22 protein-coding genes and 2 pseudogenes are annotated in these 26,014 nt (G+C 61.1%); 11 read left to right on the forward strand and 13 right to left on the reverse strand.

Features of this window, described 5'->3' with window-relative positions:
* The first annotated feature begins 166 nt into the window (after nt 1-166).
* From ACKJSM_RS24930 to ACKJSM_RS24940, 3 genes are read left to right on the forward strand one after another with little or no spacing between them, the layout of a single operon-like run.
* Nucleotides 167-826: a paraquat-inducible protein A gene (locus ACKJSM_RS24930; RefSeq protein WP_236182262.1), complete on the forward strand. Its 660-nt coding sequence runs from the start codon at nt 167-169 to the stop codon at nt 824-826.
* Nucleotides 813-1,436: a paraquat-inducible protein A gene (locus ACKJSM_RS24935; RefSeq protein ID WP_007951771.1), complete on the forward strand. Its 624-nt coding sequence runs from the start codon at nt 813-815 to the stop codon at nt 1,434-1,436. The genes ACKJSM_RS24930 and ACKJSM_RS24935 overlap by 14 nt, the downstream gene beginning before the upstream one ends.
* Nucleotides 1,429-3,732 (forward strand): MlaD family protein, encoded by a 2,304-nt coding sequence (locus ACKJSM_RS24940; protein ID WP_410239171.1) that lies wholly within the window; start codon nt 1,429-1,431, stop codon nt 3,730-3,732. Before ACKJSM_RS24935 ends, ACKJSM_RS24940 begins: the two co-directional genes overlap by 8 nt.
* 67 nt (nt 3,733-3,799) lie before the next feature.
* Here the strand turns inward: ACKJSM_RS24940 and mksF are convergent, their stop codons facing one another.
* The 3 genes from mksF to mksB are packed head-to-tail and all read right to left on the reverse strand — an operon-like array spanning nt 3,800 to nt 8,608.
* Nucleotides 3,800-6,640, reverse strand: a complete 2,841-nt coding sequence (mksF, locus tag ACKJSM_RS24945; protein ID WP_410239172.1) for an Mks condensin complex protein MksF — start codon at nt 6,638-6,640, stop codon at nt 3,800-3,802.
* Entirely contained in the window at nt 6,637-7,338 is a 702-nt protein-coding gene (gene mksE, locus ACKJSM_RS24950) for an Mks condensin complex protein MksE (RefSeq protein WP_236182259.1), read from the reverse strand. The genes mksF and mksE overlap by 4 nt, the downstream gene beginning before the upstream one ends.
* Nucleotides 7,328-8,608 (reverse strand): Mks condensin complex protein MksB, encoded by a 1,281-nt coding sequence (mksB, locus tag ACKJSM_RS24955; protein WP_162803847.1) that lies wholly within the window; start codon nt 8,606-8,608, stop codon nt 7,328-7,330. The genes mksE and mksB overlap by 11 nt, the downstream gene beginning before the upstream one ends.
* Before the next feature lie 231 nt (nt 8,609-8,839).
* Between mksB and ACKJSM_RS24960 the strand changes: the two genes are divergently transcribed.
* Together ACKJSM_RS24960 and rimI are read left to right on the forward strand one after the other, a co-directional pair.
* Nucleotides 8,840-9,586 carry an energy transducer TonB gene (locus ACKJSM_RS24960; RefSeq protein ID WP_236182264.1) on the forward strand — a complete coding sequence of 249 codons (747 nt, stop codon included), beginning with the start codon at nt 8,840-8,842 and terminating at the stop codon, nt 9,584-9,586.
* Complete coding sequence (rimI, locus tag ACKJSM_RS24965) at nt 9,579-10,031, forward strand: ribosomal protein S18-alanine N-acetyltransferase (RefSeq protein WP_410239173.1); 453 nt, start codon at nt 9,579-9,581, stop codon at nt 10,029-10,031. The genes ACKJSM_RS24960 and rimI overlap by 8 nt, the downstream gene beginning before the upstream one ends.
* Nucleotides 10,032-10,085: 54 nt before the next feature.
* Here the strand turns inward: rimI and ACKJSM_RS24970 are convergent, their stop codons facing one another.
* Nucleotides 10,086-10,490, reverse strand: coding sequence for a serine kinase/phosphatase (locus ACKJSM_RS24970; protein ID WP_410239174.1), 405 nt, complete (start codon nt 10,488-10,490; stop codon nt 10,086-10,088).
* A 141-nt stretch (nt 10,491-10,631) separates the two neighbouring features.
* Here ACKJSM_RS24970 and can point away from each other — a divergent pair, with 141 nt between their 5' ends.
* Nucleotides 10,632-11,276: a carbonate dehydratase gene (gene can, locus ACKJSM_RS24975; protein ID WP_007951756.1), complete on the forward strand. Its 645-nt coding sequence runs from the start codon at nt 10,632-10,634 to the stop codon at nt 11,274-11,276.
* A gap of 8 nt (nt 11,277-11,284) precedes the next feature.
* Here can and ACKJSM_RS24980 read toward each other — a convergent pair whose 3' ends face one another.
* The 5 genes from ACKJSM_RS24980 to ACKJSM_RS25000 all read right to left on the reverse strand — a co-directional run bounded on the left by ACKJSM_RS24980 (nt 11,285) and on the right by ACKJSM_RS25000 (nt 18,268).
* On the reverse strand, nt 11,285-11,812 hold the full coding sequence (locus ACKJSM_RS24980; RefSeq protein WP_410239175.1) for a lysine methyltransferase: 528 nt from the start codon (nt 11,810-11,812) through the stop codon (nt 11,285-11,287).
* 181 nt (nt 11,813-11,993) lie between these two features.
* Nucleotides 11,994-13,166: a hypothetical protein gene (locus ACKJSM_RS24985; RefSeq protein WP_410239176.1), complete on the reverse strand. Its 1,173-nt coding sequence runs from the start codon at nt 13,164-13,166 to the stop codon at nt 11,994-11,996.
* A 62-nt stretch (nt 13,167-13,228) separates the two neighbouring features.
* The gene (locus ACKJSM_RS24990) at nt 13,229-14,941 is read right to left on the reverse strand and encodes a J domain-containing protein (RefSeq protein WP_410239177.1); all 1,713 of its coding nucleotides are present in this window, start codon (nt 14,939-14,941) and stop codon (nt 13,229-13,231) included.
* An 11-nt stretch (nt 14,942-14,952) separates the two neighbouring features.
* Nucleotides 14,953-16,650, reverse strand: coding sequence for a molecular chaperone HscC (locus ACKJSM_RS24995; RefSeq protein WP_236182253.1), 1,698 nt, complete (start codon nt 16,648-16,650; stop codon nt 14,953-14,955).
* 199 nt (nt 16,651-16,849) lie between these two features.
* On the reverse strand, nt 16,850-18,268 hold the full coding sequence (locus ACKJSM_RS25000; protein WP_039766372.1) for a short-chain fatty acid transporter: 1,419 nt from the start codon (nt 18,266-18,268) through the stop codon (nt 16,850-16,852).
* A 200-nt stretch (nt 18,269-18,468) separates the two neighbouring features.
* Between ACKJSM_RS25000 and ACKJSM_RS25005 the strand changes: the two genes are divergently transcribed.
* From ACKJSM_RS25005 to ACKJSM_RS25020, 4 genes and pseudogenes are all read left to right on the forward strand, one after another.
* On the forward strand, nt 18,469-19,782 hold the full coding sequence (locus tag ACKJSM_RS25005; protein WP_236182252.1) for an MFS transporter: 1,314 nt from the start codon (nt 18,469-18,471) through the stop codon (nt 19,780-19,782).
* A 207-nt stretch (nt 19,783-19,989) separates the two neighbouring features.
* Nucleotides 19,990-20,676 (forward strand): annotated as a pseudogene (locus ACKJSM_RS25010) (PAS domain-containing protein); the annotation flags it as partial.
* A 108-nt stretch (nt 20,677-20,784) separates the two neighbouring features.
* Nucleotides 20,785-21,216: pseudogene (locus ACKJSM_RS25015) on the forward strand (methyl-accepting chemotaxis protein); the annotation flags it as partial.
* Nucleotides 21,217-21,302: 86 nt separating this feature from the next.
* Nucleotides 21,303-21,902, forward strand: coding sequence for a flavin reductase family protein (locus tag ACKJSM_RS25020; protein ID WP_236182251.1), 600 nt, complete (start codon nt 21,303-21,305; stop codon nt 21,900-21,902).
* 89 nt (nt 21,903-21,991) lie between these two features.
* Here ACKJSM_RS25020 and ggt read toward each other — a convergent pair whose 3' ends face one another.
* Nucleotides 21,992-23,824 carry a gamma-glutamyltransferase gene (gene ggt / locus ACKJSM_RS25025; RefSeq protein ID WP_410239178.1) on the reverse strand — a complete coding sequence of 611 codons (1,833 nt, stop codon included), beginning with the start codon at nt 23,822-23,824 and terminating at the stop codon, nt 21,992-21,994.
* A 155-nt stretch (nt 23,825-23,979) separates the two neighbouring features.
* On the opposite strand from ggt, the gene ACKJSM_RS25030 reads away from it, so the two are divergent.
* A complete protein-coding gene (locus ACKJSM_RS25030; protein ID WP_410239179.1) occupies nt 23,980-25,086 on the forward strand; it encodes a DUF2817 domain-containing protein in 1,107 nt (368 codons plus the stop codon).
* A 77-nt stretch (nt 25,087-25,163) separates the two neighbouring features.
* Here the strand turns inward: ACKJSM_RS25030 and ACKJSM_RS25035 are convergent, their stop codons facing one another.
* From ACKJSM_RS25035 to ACKJSM_RS25045, 3 genes are read right to left on the reverse strand one after another with little or no spacing between them, the layout of a single operon-like run.
* Nucleotides 25,164-25,415, reverse strand: coding sequence for a bacteriocin immunity protein (locus ACKJSM_RS25035; protein WP_064599398.1), 252 nt, complete (start codon nt 25,413-25,415; stop codon nt 25,164-25,166).
* A gap of 6 nt (nt 25,416-25,421) precedes the next feature.
* The gene (locus ACKJSM_RS25040) at nt 25,422-25,646 is read right to left on the reverse strand and encodes a hypothetical protein (RefSeq protein WP_410239180.1); all 225 of its coding nucleotides are present in this window, start codon (nt 25,644-25,646) and stop codon (nt 25,422-25,424) included.
* On the reverse strand, nt 25,589-25,882 hold the full coding sequence (locus ACKJSM_RS25045; RefSeq protein ID WP_410239181.1) for an S-type pyocin domain-containing protein: 294 nt from the start codon (nt 25,880-25,882) through the stop codon (nt 25,589-25,591). The genes ACKJSM_RS25040 and ACKJSM_RS25045 overlap by 58 nt, the downstream gene beginning before the upstream one ends.
* Nucleotides 25,883-26,014 lie beyond the last annotated feature (132 nt).

Genomic DNA, 26,014 nt, shown 5'->3' on the forward strand with positions numbered 1-26,014 from the left:
GTAGGTCATCGTCAAGATTAAATTCCGAAACCCCAATTGCGAAAGCAGTTGGGGTTTTGTTTTGTCCGCGGGAAAGTTTTTGCTCGCGTCAGCGAACAAATTTGCACAGTTATTTTCGAATCAGAACACTAGAATAGATCCCAACTTTTTCGGAGCCAGAGCCCTTATGTCAGATTCGGTTGGCGCCCCCGGGCTGTCAGATTTACCGCTGGATGACTTGGTGGCCTGCCATGAGTGCGATCTGCTGATGCGCAAGCCCAAGCTTGCTCACGGCGAAAAAGCCCTCTGCCCACGTTGCGGTTACGAACTGTATGCCCATCGCCATAATGTGGTGCAGCGCAGTCTCGCCCTGGTCATTGCCGCCTTGTTGCTCTACGTGCCAGCGAACTTTTTACCCATCATGCAGCTCAATGTTCTCGGGCAATCGTCGCAAGACACTGTCTGGAGCGGTGTGATCGGTCTGTTCAATACCGATATGCGCGGTGTTTCGGTCGTCGTATTCCTTTGCAGCATGGCGATTCCCCTGCTGAAACTGCTGTGTCAGTTGATCGTATTGTTGACCATCCGTTTCAACATCGGTCGTAGCTACGGCCTGTTGCTCTACCGCATTTATCACCACCTCAAGGATTGGGGCATGCTTGAGGTCTACCTCATGGGCGTCCTGGTCGCGATTGTCAAACTGGCGGATATGGCGGCCATCACCGTCGGCCTCGGTCTGGCATGTTTTATCGGCTTGTTATTGGTTCAGGTCTGGCTCGAGGTGGTGATGTCCCCGCATCAGATCTGGCAGGCGTTATCAGGAGAAGATGCCCATGCGGGCGATTGATGCAGGCATTTTGATCTGTACCGAATGCCACGAACTGAACAGGCAGGATACCGACAGCGATGTGCAGACCTGCACTCGATGCGGTGCACTGGTTCACGCCCGGCGGCCCAATAGTCTCGCGCGAACCTGGGCGCTGCTGATTACAGCCGCGATTATCTACATACCAGCCAACGTATTGCCGATCATGACAGTCAGCTCGCTGGGACAGGGTGACCCGAGCACGATCATGTCCGGTGTCATCCAATTGGTGCAGCACGGCATGATTCCAATCGCCGCCGTGGTGTTCATCGCCAGCATCCTGGTGCCGACCTTCAAGCTGGTGGGCATCGCGCTGCTGTTGTTTTCGGTGCAGCGCCGCCAGCCCTTGTCCGCACGTCAGCGGATCTGGATGTACCGCTTCATCGAATTCATCGGCCGTTGGTCGATGCTCGACATTTTCGTGATCGCCATTCTGGTGGCGGTCGTCAACTTCGGCCGGCTAGCCAGTGTCGAAGCCAATCTTGGCGCCATCGCCTTCGCCAGTGTGGTGATTCTGACGATGCTCGCCGCTGTCACTTTCGATCCCCGACTGATATGGGATAACACGGAGTCGGACGCCGACCATGACTGATTTGCCTGTAGCGAAAACCCGACCGGCTTCGAACTGGTCTGCCATCTGGGTACTGCCCCTGATCGCCTTGATTATCGGCAGCTGGCTCGGCTGGCGTGCCTATACCGAAACCGGCATCGAGATTCAGGTGCGGTTTGAAAGCGGTGAAGGCATTCAGGCCAACAAGACCGAGGTGGTCTACAAGGGCATGCCGGTCGGCAAGGTGAAAACTCTCAAGCTCGATGATGAAGGCAATTCCAAGGGCGTCATCGCGACCATCGAGATGAACAAGGAGGTCGATCAGTACCTGAAAACCAGCACCCGCTTCTGGCTGGTCAAGCCGAGCGTGACCCTGGCCGGGATCACCGGCCTGGAAACCCTGGTATCGGGAAACTACGTCGCTATCAGCCCCGGTGAAGGCGAGCCGACCCGCAAGTTCAAGGCCTTGGCCGAAGAACCGCCGCTGTCGGACTCCAAACCCGGTCTGCACTTGACGATCAAGGCCGATCGCCTCGGTTCGCTGAATCGCGGCAGCCCGGTGTTCTACAAGCAGATCAAAGTCGGCCAGATCAAAAGTTACGTGCTGTCGGAAGACCAGAGCACCGTTGAACTCAAGGTGTTCATCGAACCAACCTACGCCAAGCTTGTGCGCAAACACACCCGTTTCTGGAACGCCAGCGGCATCAGCATTGACGCCAACCTGTCCGGCGTGAAAGTACGCAGCGAGTCCCTGGCCAGCATCGTCGCCGGCGGTATCGCTTTCGCCACGCCAGAGAATCGCAAGGACAGCCCGCCCACCGATCCTAGCCTGCCGTTCCGTCTCTACGAAGACTTCGATGCGGCCGCCGCGGGCATCCGCGTGAAGGTCAAACTCAGTGACTTCGAGGGCCTGCAAGCCGGGCGCACCCCGGTGATGTACAAGGGCATTCAGGTCGGTAACCTCAAAGCGCTGAAGATCGATCCGGATCTGTCCAGCGCCACCGCCGAACTGACCCTCGACCCGCTGGCCGAAGATTACCTGGTGACCGGCACGCAATTCTGGGTAGTTAAACCATCGATTTCCCTGGCCGGCATCACCGGTCTGGAAGCGCTGGTGAAAGGTAACTACATCGCCGTACGCCCGGGCGACAAGGGCGGCGCTCCGCAGCGTGAGTTCGAGGCCCGGCCAAAAGCGCCGCCACTGGATCTGCGCGCTCCCGGTCTGCATCTGGTGCTGTTTACCGACACTCTCGGCTCGATCGATGTCGGCAGCCCGATCCTCTACAAGCAGGTCAAGGTCGGCTCGGTGCAGAGTTATCAGTTCTCCAAGACTCGTAAGCAACTGGTGATCGGCGTCCACATCGAGAAAGAATACGAAAACCTGGTCAACGCCTCGACCCGGTTCTGGAATGTCAGCGGTGTCACGTTGACCGGCGGTTTGACCGGCGGGATTCAGGTCAAGAGTGAATCGCTGCAGACGCTGATGGCCGGCGGCATTGCCTTCGAAACGCCGCAAGCCAAGGCTCCGCTGCAAAAGCGCATCCCGCGCTTCCGTCTGTTCGCCAATCATGATGAAGCGAATCAGAAAGGCGCCGTCGTCACTATCAAGGTGGATCGCGCTGACGGTCTGCGCAGCGGCACCCCGATTCGCTTCAAAGGCCTGGATGTCGGCAAGATCGAAAGTGTCGACCTGACCGATGATCTGCAATCGGTCATCCTCACCGCGCGCATCACTGAAGTGCCGGAGAAGATCGCCCGGGTCGGCAGCCAGTTCTGGGTGGTCAAACCGGAATTGGGGCTGATCAAGACCTCGAACCTGGAGACGCTGGTCACCGGCCAGTACATCGAAGTGCAACCGGCCGCCAAGAACCTTGGCCCGCAGAAGAACTTCGTGGCCCTGGCCAATGCGCCGGAAGTCACCAAGCAAGAGGCAGGCTTGAGACTTGTATTGAGCGCTGCCCGCCGAGGCTCGCTAAAGCCGGGCGTGCCAGTGACCTACCGCGAAATTGCCGTGGGCAAAGTCACCGGTTATGAACTGGGCCAGACCGCGGATCGCGTACTGGTACATATCCTGATCGAACCGAAGTACGCGCCACTGGTGCGCAGCGGCAGCCGCTTCTGGAACACCAGCGGTGTCGGTTTCGACATCGGTCTGTTCAAGGGCGTAACGGTGCGCACGGAGTCGCTTGAAACAGTGATCCAGGGCGGTATCGCCTTCGCCACGCCGGATGGCGAGAAAATGGGCAATCCGGCCCGCGCCGAACAAACGTTCCCGCTGTTCGACAAATTCGAAGACGAGTGGCTGACCTGGGCGCCGAAAATCCCCCTCGGCAAATAATCCCGCCCAATGAAAAGGGCCGCGATCCAATGGATCGCGGCCCTTTTTTATGCCCGTCAGTGACGCATCAAACCGCATCCAGCTCCGGCTCGTCCGCCTGGACATTGACGGTGGCTTTCACCCCATCGTGGCGACGGATGTACTTCCAGTCCGCCTCGTCGATGTAGATGCCGGCCGGGCCGCTGCCGCCTTCCAGGTCGATGGCGACACTGGCGCAGACCTGCGGCTTCACACTCGCCAGAATCGGCACGAAGCCCAGTTGCAGGCTGGTTTCCAGCAGAGCGGCCTGGTTCTTCTCGTCGATGTCTGCTGCCTCGTCGAGGTAGTACGGCAGACGCACGCGACCGGCCAGGTCGCGGTCCATCAAGTGCAGCAACAAGTACATGTTGGTCAGCGCCTTGATGGTCATCGTGGTGCCGTTGGACGCCGCGCCATCGATGTCGGTGTGGATCACCGGCTGGCCGTTGACCTTGGTGATCTCGAACGCCAGTTCGAACAAGTCCTTGAGGCCGAGCTGGTTGTGGTTCGCCGCCACCAGCCGCGCCAGGTACTCCTTGGCCTCTTCGTTCTTGTTGTCCTGTTCCGCACTTTGGCTCAGGTCGAACACCGACAGTGTTTCGCCTTCTTCGTACTGACCGGCGCTGTGGATGATCTGGTCGATGTGCTTGAGCGCTTCCTTGTTCGGCGCCAGCACAATGCGGAAGCTCTGCAGGTTGGACACCTGACGCTTGTTGATCTCGCGGTTGAACAAAGCCAGTTGGTGCTCGAGGCTGTCGTAGTCGCTGCGAATGTTGCGCAGGGTCCGGGCGATATCGGTCACGGCTGCGCGGCGGGCCTTGCCGAGGGTCAGGGCTTCGTCGGTGCGGTGCGCGTAAGCGTTGATCAGCAACGACAGACGGCGCTCCATGTCGTCTTCACTGTCGAACTTGGCCACGCCTTTGAGGCGCACCTGCGCGTACAGCGCTTCGATCTGGCCATCGGCGCGCAACAGGCCTTGCCAGCTGTCCTGATAGTCATTGAGCAGCGGCAGCAGGTTGTCCATCGAATCGTCGACCGGATCCATGAACGGCGTGCCGAACGGCAGGTCCGCCGGCAGCAGCTGACGGCGGCGCAGGGCGTCGTCGAGGGTGCGTTGCTTGGCTTCCATGTCGGCGATCTGCCGGCCGACCAGTTGCAGCTTGGCCGACAGTTGCTGGACGCGCTCGGTGAACGCATCGCTGGAACGCTTGAGTTCGTCCTGCGCAGCTTCCATCTGCGCCAGTTGCTCGAGCTTGTCGCCTTCTTCGGCGCTCAGGGTCTGGGTACGACGGAAGTCTTCCAGCGCTTTCTGCGCATCCAGCACCTGCTGGTACAGCGCTTCGGTCTGGGTCTTGCTCGCGGCGCGGTCAGCGGCCACGGCTTGTTGGGTCTTGAGTTGCTTGAGCTCTTTTTCCAGACGTTCTTTCTGATCGCGCAACGCGGCACGGTCGGCCAGTGCTTGCAGGGCCGGCGGCTCGATATGCGAGATGTCGATCGACAGGCCCGGCACTTCGAAACGCTCGCCCTTGAAGCCGTCGAGAATCAGCTCCACGGACTTCACCCACTCGCCGTTCTCGTCCATGGTGATGCCGTGTTCGCCCAGCGGCAGGCTGAACAGCGCGCTGTTGAACAGACGCATCAGGCGCTCGACGTCCTGTTGCGAAAACTCTTCGCGCAGGCGGGCGTAGCTGTTGTTGTCGGCGTGATCGAGTTGCTGCTTCACCGACTTCAGGCGTTTTTCCAGATCGCGAAGACGTTCTTCGAGATCCTCGGCACTGAATTGACGGGACTGCGCCAGCGCACCGGCCAGTTCGTCGTGAGCGTCCTTGGCCGCCAGCAGTTGCTGTTCCAGCACTTTGACGTCATCGACCAATGCAAAGCGGTTCTTCAGTACCGACAACTCGCCGAGCCAGCGCTGGATGCCGGAGATTTCCCGCTCCAGGCGCATCAACTCCTGAGTGCCGCCACGCTGATCGTTTTGCAGATCGTCCTGCTCGCGACGGTAGTGCTCGGCCTGAATCGTCAGCTCTTCCTTGCGCGCCGTGGCGTAGTCCGACCAGGTGCCGAGCAACGAGTCGAGCAGCGGCGACAGGCGATGCAGTTTGCCGCGCAGCACATCGCGCTGTTTGACGCCGTTGGCCAAGGCTTCGACCAACGGGCCGGCAGCCACCAACGAGTTGTAGTCCTGTTCCATGCGACGCACGTCGCGGAAGGCTTCTTCGCACGCCGCGATGTAATCGACGCTGCCGGAACGCAGACTGTGTTCGAACGCATCGAGGAACAGTTGCTTGAGCTTGGCCGCGGTGATTTCGCGCATGTGCAGCAGGTTGATGAACAGCGCGCGGAAAGTCTTCAGGCTCTGCTCGCTGGTCGAGCGCAGCGGAATCAGGGTCAGATCCAGCGGAATCGACGTATGACCGCCCACCAGCAAGCGGCGCAGTTCATCGGGCTTGAGTTCGTAGGCTTTCAGGCCTTCTTTCTCAAGGTTGCTGAACAACTCTTTCTGCCGCAGGCAGGTGTCGTTTTTCTGGTAGTGCGCCAGATCGAGCTTGCCGGCGTAGGCGAAGAACTGGTGACCGAAACCGCCGCCCGGGCCGCGACCGACCACGCCGATCACGTGCGGGCCGTGGGGCAGGTTCACTTCGACCAGGATGTAGCTGGTGTCGGAGGCAAAGTAGAAGCGCCGGGACTGTTCCAGGCTGTACTTGCCGAAACTCATGTCGGACATGCGCGCCAGAATCGGGAACTGCAAGGCGTTGATCGAGGCGGATTTGCCGAGGTTGTTCGCGCCGTAGACCGACAGCGGTTCTTCCAGCGGGAACAGGCCGAGGCTGTAACCGGCGGTGTTCAAAAGGGCAAAGCGGCGGATGCCGTAGCGTTCCTGGCTCATGCGTCGGACTCCTGTTCTTCGGCAATGGCGCGGGCCAGTGCGTCTTCTTCGCTTTCTTCCTCAAATTCGCTGAGATCGAGCGGGTCGTCGGTGGCGAGGAATCTGGCCTCGGCGGCTTCGTCGATCAGCACCGGTGCCGGCAACGGCAGAACGCTGTGCACGCTGGCCGCCAGATCGCGGTCCTGCTGAACCGACAGGCAGACATCGAGGAAGCGGTGCATCGGCGGCAAGAAACGGTACACACCGTTTTCCTCGCTGGCGAAACCGAGCTGGGTCATGCGGCGCATGATTTTTTCTTCGAGTTCTTCGACGGTCTGTACTTCGGCCTGGATGAACAGGTCGCGGTATTTTTCCAGCAGCGAGGGCAGTTCTTCGCGGCCGAGGCTGCCGCCGTCGAGCACGGCGATCGGGTCGCGGCCCTGATCGGCCAGATGCTCGACCAGGATGAAAGTGAACAGCGCCAGACGTTGAGCGGTCTTGTTCACCGCCGCTGCAGCCATGTCCGGCACGAAGTAATAGAAACCACGGGTGTCGCAGACCAGTTCGAAGCCCAGTGCCTTGAACAGCGTGCGGTACTGGTCCTGGAAGTTCGACAGTTGCGCGTACAGCTCCGGGTCGCGGCGGCTGACGTGGTAACCCTTGAACAGCTCGCGGAAGATCGGCGCGAGTTGCGACAGTTCGGATAGATCAAGATGCATTGGGGATGCTCGCAGAATCCTCGGCGGCGGTGTCGCCGGCCGAGAGCAGGGCGAAGGAGCGCAGGCTGACCTGGTGCTCGTGAGTGTGGTATTCGCGGCGTTCCAGACGCTCGCGCTTGAAGCGTTTTTCCCGCGACAGGCGCGAGAACCAGTACAGCAATTCGTCGGTCGCGCCGTCCGGTTCCTGCTCCAGCAGCCAGGTCATCAGATCCGGCATCGGCAGGGACTCTTCGCAGCGGTCGACCATCTCGCGCACGGTGCGCGGTGCGCGCGGGGCATCGCCGGTCTTCTGCGACTTGTGCGCCTTGGGGAAACGCGCCGGTTTCGGCTCGAAACGGGCCAGGGCATAGACGTAGGCTTCAACCTGACTGGCGCTGCCCAGAAAGGTGCTTTGCGGCCGGGTGAACAGCGGCATCGCGGCTTGCGGCACGGCGTCGATGCCTTTGCGGCGAATGGCGGCCAGCGCCAGCGCAGCACCACGGGTCACGGCGTTGTGCCGGCGGGCTTCTTCACGCAGCGGCAGCAGCAGCTCGCGGGCGTGACGCAGGGTCAACTGGGCGCTGGTCTGCATTTCGAGGATGCGTGCGTGGGTGCGCAGCAGCATGTCGTCATCGACCAGATGGCCGAGGCGCTGCTGTTCGCTGAGCATTTTCAGCAGCACGGTTTCGACCTTGCGCACGCCTTGCTCGAAGGCGCCGTCGGCGTTCACCAGATCGATCATCGGCTCGACGTATTCGTCCCACGTCGCCAGCACTTCGGCGTAACGCTGACGCAGCGGAATCTGCCGATCACTGGTCTTGGCCCGCTCGGCCACGGCCACCAGCGCCTGTTCGTCGTTGTCGAGTTTCTTCAGAACATCGCGCACGCGCATGTCGAGCAGGCGCAGCTGACGGGCCAGGTCATTGCCGTCACGGACGTCGAACGCATCCTGGATATAACCGGCCAGACGCTCGAGGTGACGCAGATAGGCTTCGATTTCCAGGCACAGGCCCAGACGGTGCTCGCGGCGCAGATAGGCGAGGAAGTCGTGGATCTGCGCATTGAGTTCGAAACGGTTCGGGCTTTTCGCCACGGGAACCAGAATGTCGAGGCGGATCCACACGTCGAGCAGGCTGGTGATGTCCTGCGGCGTGCTGTCCAGTTGTTGGGCGGCCAGTTGCGTGCGCAGTTCGTTGAGGCTCAGGGTGCCTTGGTCGAAGTGCTCGCACAGTGGCTCCAGAAGTGCCCAGTGTTCAGCGAGGGCGCGCAAGACGCGCTTGGGTTCGATCATCGGAATGGCCGGCTGGTTGGCGATTAAAAGCCGCGATTGTACTGCATCACGAAGGATGCGATTCACTCTCGGGACGGGCTGTCGCTTTTCTTTGCGTCAAGCTATCGGTCAAGACTATCGATCAACAGCGGGCGATCTTGAGCGAAGGGCGGTAGAATCAGCGCACTTCAGTTATCCACAAGTGGCCGACCCTTGCTAATCGAGTCCCGCCGCCGCGCCTATTTGAACGCCATGCAGGTGGTCAACTGGCTGCCGCGCACCGAATTGCCCTTTGCCGCACCGTCGCGGCCCGAGCTGCTGGACATGCCCGAGCCCGAGATTGCCGCGCCGGTGATGCCCGCACCCCAGGCCGAAACTCCGGTGCAACCGGCTGCGCGCCCGGTCGAGCGGCCGAAGATCGAGGTGCCGCGACCTTCGCTGGCCAGTACCCGCACAGCCGCCAAACCGGTGGAAGAAGTCGACGAAACGCCGATCGTCGCCAGACCGGCACCCGTGCCGCCGCCGCGATTTGCCCTGCAATTGCTGCGCGCCGGCCGTTGCCTGCTGCTGGTTGAGTTACCCACAGGGGAAGCCTTCCAGTCCCGCGATCCGGCTTATCTGCTGCTCAAGGACATGCTGCGTGCCGCCGGTCTGCCGGACGCGCCACAGATTGTCGGTGAGCCGGTGCGCTGGCCATGGCTGAACCGCGGCACGATGGATCAGGGCCCGGAGGCGGCCCGGGATTTCGTCCAGGGTTTCCTGTCGGTGCAGATGGAGGCGGCGCCGTGCGCCTGTCTGTGGCTGATCGGCCTGCCGGCGGTGCGTTTTGCCGGCGAAGCGGAGGCCGAGGCGTTCAACCGTGAATTGCAAATCGAGGGGCTTGGCCTGGCGTGGGCCGTGCCCGGGCTGGAATTGTTGATGGAAGAGCCACAGCGCAAGGCCGCCGTGTGGCAAGCCATGCGTCGGCTGATGGCGCGCTGGAAAGAATCGAATGAGTGACGCTGTATCGTTTCGCCCGATGACCGAGGCGGATCTGGACGCTGTGCTGAAGATTGAATATGCCGCGTACAGTCATCCGTGGACCCGCGGGATTTTTCTCGACGGCTTGGGCAAGTATCAGATCTGGTTGATGTTCGAAGGAGAGCAGCAGGTGGGACACGGGGTGGTGCAGATCATTCTTGATGAAGCGCACCTGCTCAATATCACGATCAAGCCGGAAAACCAGGGGCGCGGGCTGGGGCTGACCTTGCTCGAACACCTGATGTCCCGCGCCTGCGCCGCCGATGCCCGGGAATGTTTCCTGGAAGTGCGCGACAGCAACACGTCGGCCTTTCGCCTGTATGAGCGCTATGGCTTCAACGAGATCGGCCGACGCCGGGATTACTACCCGGCGGTCGGCGGGCGCGAAGATGCCGTGGTCATGGTCTGCACGTTGGTCGATTGAAACGCTAAAACATCGCGGTCAAGCTCGCGATGGCGTCCTGTCAGGCAGTACAAATCAACGCTTGCGATCCAGCGGATCACGCCGCGCCAGTTCAGCCTCATCCAGGCCATTGCCGCCGCCGATGTCATCTTCATCGACCAAGCTCAGATCCCAATCCGCCGGATTGTCTTCGCCAGCCTCTTCGGCATCCCGAGCGCCATCTTCATGGATCAGGGTTTCCGGGCTCATGTCGTCGTCAGTCGGTTCATGATCACTGACCGAAGCCCCTGTCATGCCAGCCTCACGCACGCGCTCGTTGGGCATCAATTGTTCGCGTTCCTGCTCCGGGATCTCATCGCCGATCTTCGCACTGGGCTCTTCGTCGTCGAAGTCCAGCTCATGCACCGAACCCATGCGGTCTTCGTTATCATCGATGGGCTCCGGTTGCACCGCATCGTACGGACGTCGTGAATCAGTCATGGCAAATCCTCATACTGTGGGCCTTACTGAGGTGGACTCACCTGGCGCACGAGAATTCAAAGCAAATCACCCATGATCCCCGCGTGACCCCGACAGGCGGTCGACTGTCATACCAGCGCATCTTTCTTGAGGCCTTACCGCATGCATGACTTACAAGACCTGATTGATAACAACGAGCGTTGGGCTGACGCGATCACCAAGGAAGACCCGGATTTCTTCGCCAAGCTGGCCCGCCAGCAGACACCTGAATATCTGTGGATCGGCTGCTCCGACGCACGGGTGCCGGCCAATGAAATCGTCGGCATGCTGCCGGGCGATCTGTTCGTTCACCGCAACGTCGCCAACGTGGTGCTGCACACCGACCTCAACTGCCTGTCGGTGATCCAGTACGCGGTGGACGTGCTCAAGGTCAAACATATTCTGGTGACCGGGCACTACGGTTGCGGCGGCGTGCGGGCGTCGATGCAGGATCGTCAGTTCGGCCTGATCGACGGCTGGCTGCGCTCGATCCGCGACTTGTACTACGAAAAACGCGAAGAACTGGCCAAGCTGCCGACCGAAGAAGAACAGGTCGACCGTCTGTGTGAGCTCAACGTCATCCAGCAAGTGGCCAACGTCGCCCACACCAGCATCATCCAGAACGCCTGGCATCGCGGGCAGAGCCTGTCGATCCACGGCTGCATCTACGGCATCAAGGATGGTCGCTGGAAGAGTCTGAACACCACGATCAGCGGTTTCGAGCAATTGCCGCCGCAGTACCGCTTGCGTCCGGTCGGCGCGCCTTGATCGGTCGTTCAGCGTAAACCTTGCCGACGTCGCCAGCTCAGCAAATAGCGCTGGCCTTCAAGATTGGGTGTTTCGTCGTAACCGGTGATCCATCCACGGCAGCGCGAGGATCCGCAACCGCAGGCGAACTGCCGCAGCAGTTTGTCTTCGGTGGCGGCGTAATCCACCGTCAGCCGTTCTCCCGCGACAATGTCGCGCAATGCCCACAGCCATAACTCGCTCATGTCGAGAAAGGTGTTCGGGTCGCAACAATGCTCGATCGCGCCGCAAAAGCGCGGATCGTACAGATGGATGCCGGCCAGCAGTTGCCGGGTCTGCCGGCAGCGATAGGGCAGCAGTTGGCCCGAAAACCGGCACATTCGAGTGATACGCAGGAATGCTCGGCACGCGATGACAGTGGTGGCCACGCCCTCGGGATCATAAAGAATTTCGAAATCCTGCTTTGAGGGAAATCCCAGGCGCACGGGAAGCCCGGCAAAAGGATAAATGCCCTCGGTATCGCGTGCCGGTCCGGCTGGTAATGCGTAAGTGTTCATAACGGTCCCTGTTGGCTTCGATGTTGCGACTACCCTCGGCTGACATCCTGTCAGTCCTGCAACACGCTCATTGGATCCAAGATCCCGTAAATCACAATAGCGGTCTACTGTCAGATCTGACAGGCGAAATAGACGCTTTCCCGAGTCAGCAGAGGCTCACACGGGAAAGCCGAACGCATGTTCAGAGATGGGCAGCAGGAGCGGCCATGGCCGGCAGCGGGCTCTTCAATTGTTGCAGCCGGGATTTGACCGGTGCGGTCGAGCAGGTCTTGTCCGCTTCTGCCACGGTCTCGTTGCGAATGGTGGTGTAGAACAGCTCGCAGGTCTTGGCTTTCTGCGTCACCTGCCAGGTCTGGGTGCAGCTGTTGAGCAGTGTCTTCGGATCGGTTCCCGGTTTGCTGCCCATCCCCGCCTGCCAGCAGGCGGCGCTCAAGTCTTGTCCCATCACCTTCAGACCGGCCGCATCGGCCTTGGCCTGTGCATCGTCGCCGGTGTAGTTGGCCGGGTCGGCGGCGTACCAGATGTAGCTCGGGTGGTTGGAGCCCAGCACCGGTACATTCACCCCCGCGCTCGGGCTGATGGTTGCCAGGCCCAGTACATTCACGGTCGCACCGTATTGCTGCTTGATCCAGTTACGCACCGGTGCACCAAAGGCAACCATCGGCAGCACGGCGCCGCTGGCGTTCTGGCTGACCTGCTTGACCATGGTGGTCTGGTAATCCTTGAAGTAGTCATACACGCCTTCCAGATCCTTGCCGGCGCTGGCCGGCGCGGCGATCGGGGCGATGTCGATGATGGTCTGGTAGCCCGGCGTCTGGTCGGCGGGGATGCCATTGTCGGTCAGCAGCGCGGCCCAGCGGTCAGTGGTGTTCGAGCGCAGGTAATCCTGGGCCTGGGTCAGCGAGTAATCCGGCGGGAAGTGCAGCAGCTCGACACTTTTGCGGTTTTCCAGGGCCATGCCCAGTGGCAGGAACAGATACCAGCTGTATGCCCATTTGCCGTCGGCGTTGAGTTTGCTGGCGCCGTTGTAGGCCAGGTCGCCGGCGTCCAGCAGTGCGGTCAGCGGTTTGTCGTAGCCCTTCGGTACGCCACTGATTTCGGCATAGAGCTGATCGTTGTCGTTTTTCACCAGCACTTTGGCGTTGGTGTAGCCGTCGCGCTGCACGCTCTGGCTCAGGTAATGGGCGACGGTCTGCTCCAGCGTCCAGTTGCGAAAGCAGATCACGCTGCAATTGTTGGGGTAGGCGAAGAGGCGGGTGACGCGCTCGGTGCTGCCCAGTTTCAGGTCGACATCGGCGTGGGCCGCAGCGCTCAACGTGAGCGCCGCGAGGGTGAGGCCTGCAAGTTTCAACATGCTCAGATCCTTTTCAGCGTGGGTAAAACCTTGGTGGAGGGGCAATCCGGCCCGCTTCTAGCCTAGCCGGGGAACAGGTGTTTCAGCGAATAACCGAGTTGACTGGCAAGAATCACGCCGGTCATGACCACCAGAAACAGCAGTTGCAACGGACTGAAATGCGCCCAGTGCAGTGCGGTCAGCCAAGGGCGCCGGTCGCTCAGTTCGGGGTCGAGAGTACCGATACGCCGCCTGTGGCACAGTCCGATCAGGATCGTGCCGATGTAAGTGAACGCCCCCAGTCCGCCAAGCAGTACCGAGAACAGCGCAATCATGATGGCTTGCGGTACGCCGTGACGGATGACCAGCCAGCGAGTGTCGGGGTTCCAACGGCGCGGAATCAGGGTCTCGGTCAGCCAGAGATCCTGAACGATCACCTCACCGCTGAGAGGCACCCACCAACTCAAGGCATTACGGAAAAACCACGTCGGGACGCAGGCGAAGGCCAACGGAATGATGATGCTCATTTCCGTGGTTTTGTGCTCGGTGGGGAGATAGAACAACCACAGCGCCAACGCAATTGCCGCCCATGTCCGCAAGGAGGTCTCGCCGGCAACGTAACGCGGCAGAAACCGTCGCCAGTAGAAAACATCGGCGTACGGAAGACGGGCGAGCAGGTCGGGGAAGCGCCACTTGAGGGTTTCCGACAGCTGCTGACAGGCCTGCCAGTCCGCCGGAATGAACCGGTCGGTCATGTCCTTCTGTTGCCGCGGCTTCATCGGGCTGATCAGCAGGCGCGCGGCCAGCGCGTCGGGCGTCCCGTTGCGCTGATCTTCGGCCCGGGCGCACAGGTTGTCGTAGAGGCTTTCCTGATTGCAGCGCTCGATCAGCGCCTGCCAGAGCCAGTCCGGTTGCGGATGAATGCCCTTGGTGTCGTCCCAGCCGAACAACTGGGACACGCGGTCGAACAGTGGCACGCTCCACTCCGTGTCCTGCAGCAGTTGCAGAATGATTTGCTGCCAGTGTTCCCGACGGTCGAACACCTGGAGCCAGGGTTGGGCCGTGTAAGTCCTGAGCCGCGCGAGAAATTCGCGCTCGTTTTGCGATGCGAGCAGTGTTTCCAGCGATTGTCGGTAGTCCGTCAGCAACTCGCTGGCGAGAATGCTGCGCTGCCCGTCGGCAATGACGATCTCCTGAAATGGGCCCAGCCAACCGAGGTGCTGCACCGCCCAACGGGCAATCGAAAGGCGCAGGGCGGGTTGATCGAAGCACAACGCCAGCAACCATGTCTGGAACGCTTGCGCACAATCCTGTTGGCGCGCCTGTTCCCAACGCTCGTCCAGATTGGTGTCCGAGAGGCCGTTCAGCAACGGGGATGCGGCTTCAATGGCTTGGTCAGCGGTCGGCTCCACGGGCTCTGAGTTCAGGGGCTGCACCCGCAAGATCGGCAACTCGAGCGGTGCTTCGGGTGCGGCCGGGGTCACCGGGTCGAATGGCGGCGAGGGGTAATCCCACGCATCAGTCCCGGTCTTCTGCAGCGGCTGAGCCATGGACTGCTCTTGTGCCGCCAGCGCGGCGATCCCCGGGGCCAGCATGACGTCGCCGTGCTCCTCGGTCTCTTCGTTTTCAAGGCGCCACTGGGCAATCGACAGTGCGCGCTCATAGGCCTCGCGCAGGCGCTGGAAGCCTGCGGCATCTTCATCGGGCCGGAAGACTTTCAGCAGCCGCGCATAGCTGCGCTTGATATCACGCAGCCCGGCGTCTTCGGGCAGTTGCAGGACAGACCAGCATTCCATGTCGTGTTTCCTTACTGCCAGGGACTGCGGTCGAGGGCGCTCAACTGCTTGCTCAGTTCGGTGCGGGTCTCACGGATCTGCCGTTCGTCCTGAGAGTCCAGGGCGTGCTGGAATTGCTTGGCCCAATGGCCGATCTGATCACGCAGGTCGCCCAGGCTTTCCTGATACAGACGTTCCAGCCGCGCACTGAGCAGAGTGTTGACCTGTTGCTCGCGTGGATGGATCTTCAGTTGCGCGAGGCTTTGCAGACGCTGCTGGATCTCCTCGGGCGTCAGCACACCGGGGTTGTTCTCGATGACCAGCGAGTGTTGCTGACCGGTCAGGGGAATGCTGACCTGGGCTTCGAGCAAGCCGTTGTTGTCGTAGGTGAAGCGCACATCCAGCTCGACTTCGCCGGCCTTGCGCTTGGGCACCTTGATGTCCAGTTGGCCGAGCGCCACGTTGTCTTTGACCAGGCGGCTTTCGCCCTGAAAGATTTTCACGACGACCTGTTCCTGATTGTCGTGAAGGGTCTGCACGGTTTTCACCCGGCTGACCGGGACGATGCTGTTGCGCTCGATGATCGGCAGGTAATGCCCGCTTTCATATTGGCGACCGACCTGGGTGGAGGTCTCGATCCCCAGGGTGTAGGAGCAGACATCGGTGAGCACCACTTCTTCCAGCGCGGCCGATCGGGCCTTGAGCGCTGCCTGAATCGCGGCGCCCTGGGCCACCACCTGATCCGGATCGAGACTGATCGACGGGAAGCGACCGAACAGCCCGGCGGCAAGTTTGCGCACCAGCGGCATGCGGGTGGTACCGCCGACCAGCAGGATCTCGTCGAGGTCGCTGACGCGGATGCGTGCGTCGCGCAGGGCCCGTTCGATCGGCGCGCGCAGGCGTTCGAGCAATGGCATGTACAGCGTCGCCATTTGCGCCTGAGTGATGGTCTGCGTCCACTGCTTTTCGCCGACCTGCACTCTGAATTCGGCGCTGGCGTCCTGCCCCAGTGCGCGGCGCACACGCTCGGCCTCGCGGCGCAGCGGCTGGAGGATGGTCGTGCGCTCGGGGAAGTCCGACACGTTGCGATGCTGATCGATAAAGTGCTCGAGCAGCACGTTGTCGAAATCCTCGCCGCCCAGGAAGTTGTCACCGGCGCTGGCGCGCACCTCCATGACGCCTTCGAAGAGTTCGAGAATCGACACGTCGAATGTACCGCCGCCCAGGTCGAACACCAGGAATGAGGTTTCCTTGTCCCTTTGGTGCAGGCCGTAAGCCAGTGCGGCGGCGGTGGGTTCGTTGATCAGCTTTTCGACTTTCAGGCCCGCCAGCTCACCGGCGATGCGTGTGGCCTTGCGCTGGGCGTCGCTGAAATAGGCCGGAACGCTGATCACGGCTTCCGTGACGGTCTGGCCGTAGGTGCGCTCGACGTCTTCTTTCAGGCTCTTGAGCACCAGCGCCGACAGCTCTTCGGGACGGAATTTTTTATCCCCGAGGTAGACCTCAGTCGCGCTGCCCATATGGCGTTTGAACAGCGACGCGGTCAGGCGCGGGTGGGTGTGCAGGCGTTCACGGGCGGCTTGCCCGACCAGAATCCGGCCCTGATCGTCCAGCCCCACCACGCTGGGTGTCAGGAACTGCCCCAGGGCATTGGGCACCAACTCAGTGGCATCGCCGCGCCATACGGCAACAAGGCTGTTGGTCGTTCCCAGGTCAATCCCGACGATCATTGCAACGAACTCCCTTTGCGCTCAGACAAAAAATGAAACAGATATTGGCGCGCAAGAATATTACCGAGGCAGTGGCGCGGTAAAGAAAGATGATGGCTCTGAGCCATTATTTGCGACAGGCAGCCGCAGAACGGTTCGTTCGGGTGATTTTGTTGAAGAGAAAGACAGGGCGCCGGGGCCGGCACCCTGTCGCCATCGTTTATGGCATCACGGGCGGGAGATAGGAAAGGGTCGTGCCCAGCGCCCACAGCAACACCAGCACCAGTGGCGTGTGCACCAGCAATTGCACGAACGAGAAACCGATCAGATCCCGCGCCTTCAGCCCCAGAACGCCCAGCAGCGGCAGCATGTAGAAGGGGTTGATCAGGTTCGGCAGGGCTTCGGCGGCGTTGTAGATCTGCACTGCCCAACCGAGGTGATAGTTCAGATCGTTAGCCACCTGCATCACGTACGGCGCCTCGATGATCCACTTGCCGCCGCCGGACGGAATGAAGAAACCGAGAATCGCCGAGTACACGCCCATCAGCAGCGCATAGGTGTCGTGGGAGGCGATGCTGACGAAGAACGTCGAGATGTGATGGGCCAGGGTCTGGGCGTCAGTGCCCTTGACCGTGGTCATCAGCGCTGCAATCGAGCCATACAGCGGGAACTGGATCAGCACCCCGGTGGTGGTCGGCACGGCTCGCGCCACCGCATCGAGGAAACTGCGCGGGCGCCAGTGCAGCAACGCGCCGAGCATGATGAACAGGAAGTTGTAGGTGTTGAGCCCGGAAATCGCGGTGATCGCCGGTTTGGTCGAAAACTCGTGGAACAGCCAACCGGCCGCCAGCAATACCAGCAGAATGATCAGCAGCGGGCTGTGTTCCAGCCATTCGCCGGGACGGGTGCGCGGTTGCAGCGGCGGCAGGTTGAAGGCCGGGTCGATGCCGCAGGCCTTGGCGTCACGCGCCGAGTTCGGGCCGGGCGCGGTGGCGTAGGCGATGATGATCGAAATCACGATCAGCGCCAGCAGCATCACCCCCGACTGCCAGAGGAAAATCGTCTGGGTGAACGGAATCACCCCGGTGATCGACAGAATCGACGGCGGCAGGCTGGCCGGGTTGGCCTGCAACTGCGCGGCGGACGACGACAGTCCCAGTGCCCAAACCGCACCAAGGCCCAGATAGGCGGCGGCACCGGCGGCGCGGTAATCCATTTTCAGATCGGTGCGGCGGGCGAGGGCGCGGACCAGCAAACCGCCGAACACCAGCGACAGGCCCCAGTTGAGCAAGGATGCGACCATCGAGATCAACGCGACCCAGGCCACGGCCGAGCGGCCGTTCTTCGGGATCCGCGCCAGACGGTCGATCAGTTTCACGGCGGGCGGCGAACTGGCCACGACATAACCGCCGATCACTACGAAAGCCATCTGCATGGTGAACGGGATCAGGCTCCAGAACCCGTCCCCGAACGCCATGGCGGCGTCAGTGGGTTTGGCGCCCATGGCCAGGGTCGCCAGGGCGACGATGATCACCGCCAGTGCGGCGAATACCCAGGAATCGGGAAACCAGCGTTCGGCAAAACTTGAACAGCGCAAGGCAAAGCGCGCAGAGCGGCTATCTTCGATATCAACGGCCACGGGAATACCTCGGATTTTTATGTTTATTGTGGTCTTCGGGGCTTGGCCGGCCCGTCTGGACAGGTGCCAACAGTAAATCAACGGCGGATTTTTGTGACCGTGTTTTGCAGAAATCAGGACTATGGTCTAACGGGTTGTCCGACGGCCCGTTTGCGTAGACCATGAGCGCCTTGGTTTTTTGCCTGCCAGAGTTCTTTGCCATGACTGCCCAATCCACAGCCCGACCGGTGCCGTTCAGCCGTTCCGACTACAAGACCCTCGGCCTTGCGGCCCTGGGCGGGGCGCTGGAGATCTACGATTTCATCATTTTCGTGTTCTTCGCCCTGACCCTCAGCCAGTTGTTCTTCCCGCCGGAAATGCCTGAGTGGCTGCGCCTGCTGCAAAGCTTCGGGATCTTTGTCACCGGCTATCTGGCGCGCCCGTTGGGCGGGATCCTGATGGCGCATTTCGCCGACCGACTGGGACGCAAGAAAGTCTTCAGCCTGAGCATCCTGATGATGGCGCTGCCGTGCCTGCTGATCGGGATCATGCCGACCTACGCGCAGATCGGCTATTTCGCACCGCTGTTACTGTTGGCGCTGCGTATCCTGCAAGGCGCGGCGGTGGGCGGCGAAGTGCCGAGTGCCTGGGTGTTCGTTGCCGAGCACGCACCGGTTGGTCATCGCGGGTATGCCCTGGGCTTTTTGCAGGCCGGTCTGACCTTCGGCTATTTGATCGGCGCATTGACCGCGACCTTTCTCGCACAAGTGTTCACTCCGTCCGAAGTGCTCGATTACGCCTGGCGTTACCCGTTCCTGCTCGGCGGTGTGTTCGGTGTGATCGGCGTCTGGCTGCGCCGCTGGCTGAGCGAAACCCCGGTGTTCATGGCCATGGAAGCGCAGCGCGAGGCGCGGGTCGAACTGCCGCTGCGCAGCGTGCTGCGCGATCATCGCCTGGCGATGTTGCCGGCGATGCTGCTGACCTGCGTACTGACCTCGGCGGTGGTGGTGTTCGTGGTCATCACCCCGACCATGATGCAAAAAACCTTTGGCATGACTGCCGGTCACACCTTCGCGTTGAGCGCACTGGGCATTGTCTTTCTGAACATCGGTTGCGTGATTGCCGGTCGGCTGGTCGATCGCATCGGCGCCTGGCGTACGGTCATGCTCTACAGCCTGTTGCTGCCACTGGGGATCGGCTTGCTTTACACCTGCCTTATCAGCGGCGGGGATTGGGTCGGTCTGGCCTACGCCATCGCCGGGTTGTGCTGTGGCGTGGTCGGTGCGGTGCCGTCGGTGATGGTCAGCCTGTTCCCGGCGCGGATTCGCGTCTCCGGGATCTCCTTCACCTACAACATTGCCTACGCCGCCTGGGCCAGTGTCACGCCGTTGCTGCTGATCGGTCTGATGCCATGGAGCCCGTGGATCTGCGTGATGTTCTGCGCGGTGATGGGCGCGGTGGGCGTCGCCAGTGCGGCGTATTTCGGTTCGCGGATGCCGCGCGCGGAGCAGTGTGCCGTGGCCGGCACCGCCTGAGTTGTCGAGGCTTAACTATTTTTGTAGGACAAGCCTCGCGCGCTCTTCAGAAAAGATTTCCAAGGCCGATGGTTAGGCTGTGTGTCCGCTCTCCATCCAGTCCATCGGTGCTTTCCCATGTTCAACAAACGCCTGAAGCAAGAGCTGGCGGCTCTTCGTGAAGAACTCTCCAGCCTTCTGCAAGTGAAGGAGAGCCTGGAAAGCGAGATGCTGGTGCTCACCCTTGAGCCCGACGGGCGGATTCAGTCGGTCAACCAGAACTTCCTCAACGAAATGCTCTACAAGAGCCACGACCTGATCGGCCGGGCCATCGAAGACATCGTGCCGGCCCATGTGAAGTCCGACGAGTTTCATCACCGCTTCAAGGCTGCACTGAGCCGTGGCGAGCATTTCGCCGGTGCTGTGCGTCTTTCACGCGGTAACGGCGAAGAGGCGTGGTTGCGCTCCATCGTCCAGCCGATTCGTTCATCGGATGGCCGGATCAAGCACTTCTCGATTTTCTCCAGCGACCTGACCCGCACCATCGAGGCTTCCCGCGAACACGAAAACCTGATCGGCGCGCTGGTGCGTTCGACGGCCGTGATCGAGTTCGACCTCAGCGGTAACGTGCTCAGTGCCAACGAACGTTTCCTCCAGGGCATGGGTTACAGCCTGGCGCAGATCAAGGGCAAACATCATCGCCAGTTCTGCGAGCCGGAGGAGTACAACAGCGCCGAATACCAGAACTTCTGGCGTCGTTTGAACAATGGCGAATTCGTTGCCGGCCGTTTCAAGCGGGTCGACAGCCATGGTCGTGTCGTCTGGCTGGAGGCCTCCTATAACCCGGTACTCGACGCCAACGAAAAGCTCTACAAAGTGGTGAAGTTCGCCACGGTGATCACCGATCAGGTCAATCAGGAACAGGCCGTCGCCGACGCCGCCAATATCGCCTACAGCACGTCCCTGCAAACCGACAGCACCGCCCAGCGCGGCACCCGTGTGGTGACTGAAGCGGTCAACGTGATGCGCGATCTGTCCAGGCACATGCAGACCGCCGGCGAAGGCATTGAGGCGCTGAACGAGCAATCCCAGGTGATCGGCACCATCGTCAAGACCATCAGCGGCATTGCCGAACAGACCAACCTGCTGGCGCTCAACGCTGCCATTGAAGCCGCTCGCGCGGGTGAGCAGGGCCGAGGCTTTGCCGTGGTGGCCGACGAAGTGCGGCAACTGGCTTCGCGCACCAGTCAGGCGACCGAGGAAATCGTCGGTGTGGTGCGCCAGAACCAGGATATGGCGCGCAACGCCGTGGCCCTCATGACCGACGGCAAGCAGCAGGCCGAGCAAGGGCTGGCGCTGGCGGCGGAGGCCGGTACGGTGATCGTCGAGATCCAGGACGGCGCGCAGAAAGTGGTGAACGCGGTCGGCCAGTTTGCCAATCAGTTATCCAACTGATGCTGTCAGGCGAAGGGATTGTCCATGACCATCCCTTCGCGGTTTTTATCCCGCTACAATCGGCTCTTTTCCCCGGAGCAGATCCCATGCGCGAGTCTTTCCGCCGCCCGGTTCCCCTGAACAAAGCCTACCGCCTGCTCAATCACGGGCCGACCGTGCTGGTCAGCGCCGCCCATGCCGGGCAGCGCAACATCATGGCGGCTGCGTGGGCCATGCCGCTGGATTTCGAACCGCCGAAAGTCGCGGTGGTCCTCGATAAGTCCACCTGGACCCGGCAATTGCTCGAAGCTGCGGGCACTTTCGTTCTCAACGTTCCTTGTGTGAGTCAGGCTGACATCGTGCAGACCGTCGGCTCGACTTCAGGCCTGGAAATCAATCGGGACCAGGGGCAGGACAAGTTCCAGGCTTATGGCTTGCAGACCTTTGCGGCTGAACAGGTTGATGCTCCGATGCTGGACGGTTGCGTGGCCTGGCTCGAATGCCGGTTGTTGCCGGAGCCGCGCAATCATGAACAGTACGATCTGTTCCTGGCCGAGGTGATTGCGGCGCAGGCTGATTCGCGGGTGTTCAGCGATGGACGCTGGCACTTCGAGGGGCATGACGGCTTGCGCACTCTGCACCACGTGGCCGGGGGGCATTTCCTGACGATTGGCGATCCGGTGGATGGCAAGACGCTCGAGGTTTGAGCGCCGCTGGATGACAAGTCATGGCCGGATGTTGCAATACAAAAAAAGGCTTGCCTCTCGGTAAGCCTTTTTCAGTTGGCAGTGCTGATTCAATCCCCCAATGCTACCCCTTCACGCCGAGGATCCGCCCCACCTGCCAGCGTTGCCTTCCCCGCAGCATCCTTGACCCGCACGATGGCCTGGGTGCCGCTGGTCATGTCGATTTCGTTGACGGTGTGGCCCTTGTCCTTGAGCGCCTGGATCAGCGTCGGGCTGAACTGGCCTTGTTCCAGTTCTGTCGGGCCGTTGCGGCTGCCGAAGTTGGGCAGGCTGATGGCGCTTTGTGGGTCGAGGTTCCAGTCGAGCAGGCCGACGGTGGTTTTGGCCACGTATTCGATGATCTGCGAGCCGCCGGGTGAACCGACGGTGGCGACGAACTCGCCACTGTTGCGGTCGAAGATCAGGGTCGGCGCCATCGACGAGCGCGGGCGTTTGCCGGGCTCTACGCGGTTGGCGACTTTCTGTCCGTTCTCTTCGGGGATGAACGAGAAGTCGGTCATCTGATTATTGAGCAAGAAGCCCTGAACCATCAGGTGCGAGCCGAACGCTGCTTCGATGGTGGTGGTCATCGATACGGCGCCACCGAAGTCATCCACGGCCACCACTTGTGAGGTGGAAATGCGCAGCGGAGAGCGATCCGGCGCATAGGCAACCTGTATGCCCGGCGGTGTGCCGGGTCTGGCGCTGCCCATGCTGCGTTCGCCGATCAGGCTGGCGCGGCTGGCCAGGTAACCCGGATCGACCAGGCCTTTGACCGGTACCGGCACGAAGTCGGTATCGGCTACGTATTGCGCGCGGTCGGCGTAGGCCAGGCGCTCGGCTTCGGCGATCAGATGGACGGCTTGTGGCGCGGGTTCAAGGCCGGCCGGTTTATCGGTTTTCACAGGTTTGAGCGGTGTGAGGGACAGACGCGGATCGCGGCCCTCCAGCGCCTGCAAGGTGCCGAGAATCTGCGCCACCGCAATCCCGCCCGATGATGGCGGCGGCATCCCGCAAACCTGCCAGCGTTTGTAGTCGGTGCACAGGGGCGCGCGCTCCTTGGCCTGATAGTGCAGAAGGTCGGTCAGCGACAGGCTGCCGGGGTTGGCGTGACCCTGAACCCTGGCCACGATCTCTTCGGCGATCGGGCCTTTGTACAGCGCGTCCGCACCTTCATTGGCAATGCGCTTGAGCACGGCGGCCAGCGCCGGGTTCTGCAAGCGAGTGCCGACGGCTTTGACGCTGCCATCGCTGTTCAGAAAGTACTTGGCCATGTCTGGCGAGCGGCGTATCTCCGGATCGGATTTCAGCAGTGAATGCAGGCGCGGGGAGATTGCAAAGCCCTGCTCGGCGAGTTTGATCGCCGGTTCGAACAGCTTGGCCCACGGCAAGCGGCCGTGCTTTTTGTGCGCCAGTTCCAGCGCTCGCATCACGCCCGGCGTGCCGACGGAGCGCCCGCCGATCTGCGCCTGCGGGAACGGCATCGGTTTGCCGTCAGCGTTTAGAAACAGCTTCTCGGTCGCGCCGGCCGGTGCCGTTTCACGACCGTCATAGGTGCGCACCTGTTTGCCATCCCACAGCACAATCATCGCGCCACCACCGATCCCCGAGGATTGCGGCTCGACCAGGGTCAACACGGCTTGCATTGCGATGGCGGCATCGATGGCGGAACCACCCTGACGCAACATCTCGCGACCGGCTTCGGCGGCCAGTGGATTGGCAGCGGCGGCCATGTGTTTCTCGGCGTGGCTGGCTTGCAGGCCGGTGCGGTAGCCGGAGGCGGCTTCCGGGGCCAGCGGCAGGGTCGAGGAGGGCGGTGCGTTGCAGGCAGTGAGGGCGATGGCGCTGACGATCAGCGTCAGGGCGGGCAGACGAAAGCGGTTCAGGGAAAGGGCTGGAAGCACGCGGGGCTCTCCGTCCGTGGGATAAAAGTCTGACGGACTGTATCGGCCGACCGTGCAGGACGCAAACCATCGGTGTGTTTGTCCTTCATGCCTTGGCGAATTTTCTGTAGGGTCAGAGCCAATAGTGAAGCCAGAACAAACAACAAGAGGCCGCCATGCATAACGCATTTCCGACACAGCCCAGCTATCGCGAACAGCGCGAGCGCTTTCTTGCTGCCGCGAAGGTGGCGGGTGCCACGCTCTCTTCGTACGCGCATCCGCTCAATGGGCCGTTTGGCGAGTCTTTGAGTACCGATATCGCGGTGCTGGGGGATCCAGCGACCAAACGGCGTCTGGTGGCGCTCAGCGGCACCCACGGGGTTGAAGGTTATTACGGCTCGGAGTGCCAGATCGACTGGCTGAAGCATTTCACGCCGGAGTCGCTGCCGAAGGATGTCGCGGTGGTGATGGTTCATCTGATCAACCCGTGGGGCACGGCGTGGCTGCGGCGGGTCAACGAAGACAACATCGACCTCAACCGCAATCACCTGGATTTCAACCGACCGCTTCCGGACAACCGCGCTTACGCGGCGCTCCATGAAATCTACGCCTGCACCGATTTGAACGGCCCCGAGCGGCAAAAGGCTGATGCCTTTCTCGATGCGCAAATTGCCGAGCACGGCTGGCCGGCAGTGATGTCGATTGTCGAGGGCGGCCAGCACAGTCATTCCGACGGGTTGTTCTTTGGCGGACTCGCGCCGAGTTGGTCGAATCGCACGCTGCATTCCATCATCGAGAATCATCTGGCCGGCGCTGAAACCGTGATGTGTTTCGACCTGCACACCGGCGCCGGTGAGTACGGGCATCCGATGCTGCTGACGATAACCCAGGCGCCGTATCCGGCACTGGCCCAAGCGCAATCGATTTACGGCCCGTGGCTCTACACGCTGCACACCGGCGCCGAAACCTTGAGTGAAACCGGCGTTGCCGCGACCGCTACCGGCTACACCTCGCAGGCATTGCTCAATGCGCTGCCGAATGTGCAACTGATGCCGTTCGTGATCGAGTGCGGGACTTATCCGGGGCCGGACGTGCATCGTTATCTGCGCGACGATCACTGGCTGCATCTGCATGGCGATCCGCTGGATGCGGCGGGGAGGGCGATCAAGTTGAATCTGCTGGAGCAGTTTTATCCGGCGGATCCGGACTGGCGGGCGATTGTCGGTTTGCGGACGCGGCAGATTTGGGCGAGAGGGCTGGCGGCGTTAATGGGCGAGGGATAAACAAACGGCTTACCTTTCGGTAAGCCGTTTTGACTGCTTGGATATTTGCAGTGGGTGGGACTATGGCCGGCTGATGTTCACTGCTTGAAGCCTGGCAGTCCGTTGGTAGCACGCCATTCTTTTACGGTCTTCGTAATGCCCACGGCAGAATTGTCCTCTCCTGGTTCGGGATAAAAAATCAAGTCGGTGCCGTCCGGGTGACCGGTCAGCTTTCTGAATTGTGCCAGCAGCTCGCCAAGCTCCGTATCCGATCCACTTTTATTGGTGGCACGTATTTTTTCGATGAAACGGATAAATTCGGTTTCAGTGTATTCAGATATTTTTTCCATGTGCGTTCACTGTTTTTTGTGTTGAAAGATGTGATTTTTAGGGGTGTTGATTCGGAGGTTGTCTATGTCGTAGACAGCGCCGCCATCAGTGATCCGCTCGACGTGATGTATTTCAAATACCCCTCTTGTGCCTACAGACTCCCTGTCTCGAACCGCGGGTGCGTTGCCCGACATTAAACGATCTTGGGCATCCGAATTGAACTGATCGAAAAGTTCTGGATCATCCCGCACGGCTTGCCAGAATGCTTTTCTGAACGCGTCGAAGTTTGAAAACTCCCTCCCACGGTACGCACGGAGTCGTCGCCCGAGGCTCCGGTGTGGATGCCGTAGACCTGCATGACCCCTTCGGCATCACGCCGAAACTGGAAGCGCACGCGAGTGATGGCGCGGCTCATGCTGCGTAGCTGTTCATCAGTGTGAAGCGTGCCGTCGCCCATTCGGGTCGGGAGCATCCCGAGGATAAACACGCTGGCCGGGCCTCCCGCACCGCGGATTGCCCAATTAAGGCGCCACCGTTCGGAAGTTTTCGGCGCCAGATATCATCGAAAGGATCTTTGTCCGGACCCATGACAACTCCCTGTCTGTCTTGGGATCAAGGC

It is taken from the genome of Pseudomonas sp. PHC1, from assembly GCF_046487845.1.
GTDB classification, from domain to species: Bacteria; Pseudomonadota; Gammaproteobacteria; order Pseudomonadales; family Pseudomonadaceae; genus Aquipseudomonas; species Aquipseudomonas sputi.

Excerpts from the sequence above, each read along its gene's own strand:
- ACKJSM_RS24940 (WP_410239171.1), top strand. The coding sequence starts at position 1,429 with ATGACTGATTTGCCTGTAGCGAAAACCCGACCGGCTTCGAACTGGTCT.
- ACKJSM_RS25035 (WP_064599398.1), bottom strand. The coding sequence starts at position 25,415 with ATGGAAAAAATATCTGAATACACTGAAACCGAATTTATCCGTTTCATC.
- ACKJSM_RS24930 (WP_236182262.1), top strand. The coding sequence starts at position 167 with ATGTCAGATTCGGTTGGCGCCCCCGGGCTGTCAGATTTACCGCTGGAT.
- ACKJSM_RS25005 (WP_236182252.1), top strand. The coding sequence starts at position 18,469 with ATGACTGCCCAATCCACAGCCCGACCGGTGCCGTTCAGCCGTTCCGAC.
- can (WP_007951756.1), top strand. The coding sequence starts at position 10,632 with ATGCATGACTTACAAGACCTGATTGATAACAACGAGCGTTGGGCTGAC.
- ACKJSM_RS24970 (WP_410239174.1), bottom strand. The coding sequence starts at position 10,490 with ATGACTGATTCACGACGTCCGTACGATGCGGTGCAACCGGAGCCCATC.
- ACKJSM_RS25020 (WP_236182251.1), top strand. The coding sequence starts at position 21,303 with ATGCGCGAGTCTTTCCGCCGCCCGGTTCCCCTGAACAAAGCCTACCGC.
- mksE (WP_236182259.1), bottom strand. The coding sequence starts at position 7,338 with ATGCATCTTGATCTATCCGAACTGTCGCAACTCGCGCCGATCTTCCGC.
- mksF (WP_410239172.1), bottom strand. The coding sequence starts at position 6,640 with ATGAGCCAGGAACGCTACGGCATCCGCCGCTTTGCCCTTTTGAACACC.
- ACKJSM_RS24935 (WP_007951771.1), top strand. The coding sequence starts at position 813 with ATGCGGGCGATTGATGCAGGCATTTTGATCTGTACCGAATGCCACGAA.
- ACKJSM_RS25030 (WP_410239179.1), top strand. The coding sequence starts at position 23,980 with ATGCATAACGCATTTCCGACACAGCCCAGCTATCGCGAACAGCGCGAG.
- ACKJSM_RS24985 (WP_410239176.1), bottom strand. The coding sequence starts at position 13,166 with ATGTTGAAACTTGCAGGCCTCACCCTCGCGGCGCTCACGTTGAGCGCT.
- ACKJSM_RS24960 (WP_236182264.1), top strand. The coding sequence starts at position 8,840 with ATGCAGGTGGTCAACTGGCTGCCGCGCACCGAATTGCCCTTTGCCGCA.
- ACKJSM_RS24980 (WP_410239175.1), bottom strand. The coding sequence starts at position 11,812 with ATGAACACTTACGCATTACCAGCCGGACCGGCACGCGATACCGAGGGC.
- ACKJSM_RS24995 (WP_236182253.1), bottom strand. The coding sequence starts at position 16,650 with ATGATCGTCGGGATTGACCTGGGAACGACCAACAGCCTTGTTGCCGTA.
- rimI (WP_410239173.1), top strand. The coding sequence starts at position 9,579 with ATGAGTGACGCTGTATCGTTTCGCCCGATGACCGAGGCGGATCTGGAC.
- ACKJSM_RS24990 (WP_410239177.1), bottom strand. The coding sequence starts at position 14,941 with ATGGAATGCTGGTCTGTCCTGCAACTGCCCGAAGACGCCGGGCTGCGT.
- mksB (WP_162803847.1), bottom strand. The coding sequence starts at position 8,608 with ATGATCGAACCCAAGCGCGTCTTGCGCGCCCTCGCTGAACACTGGGCA.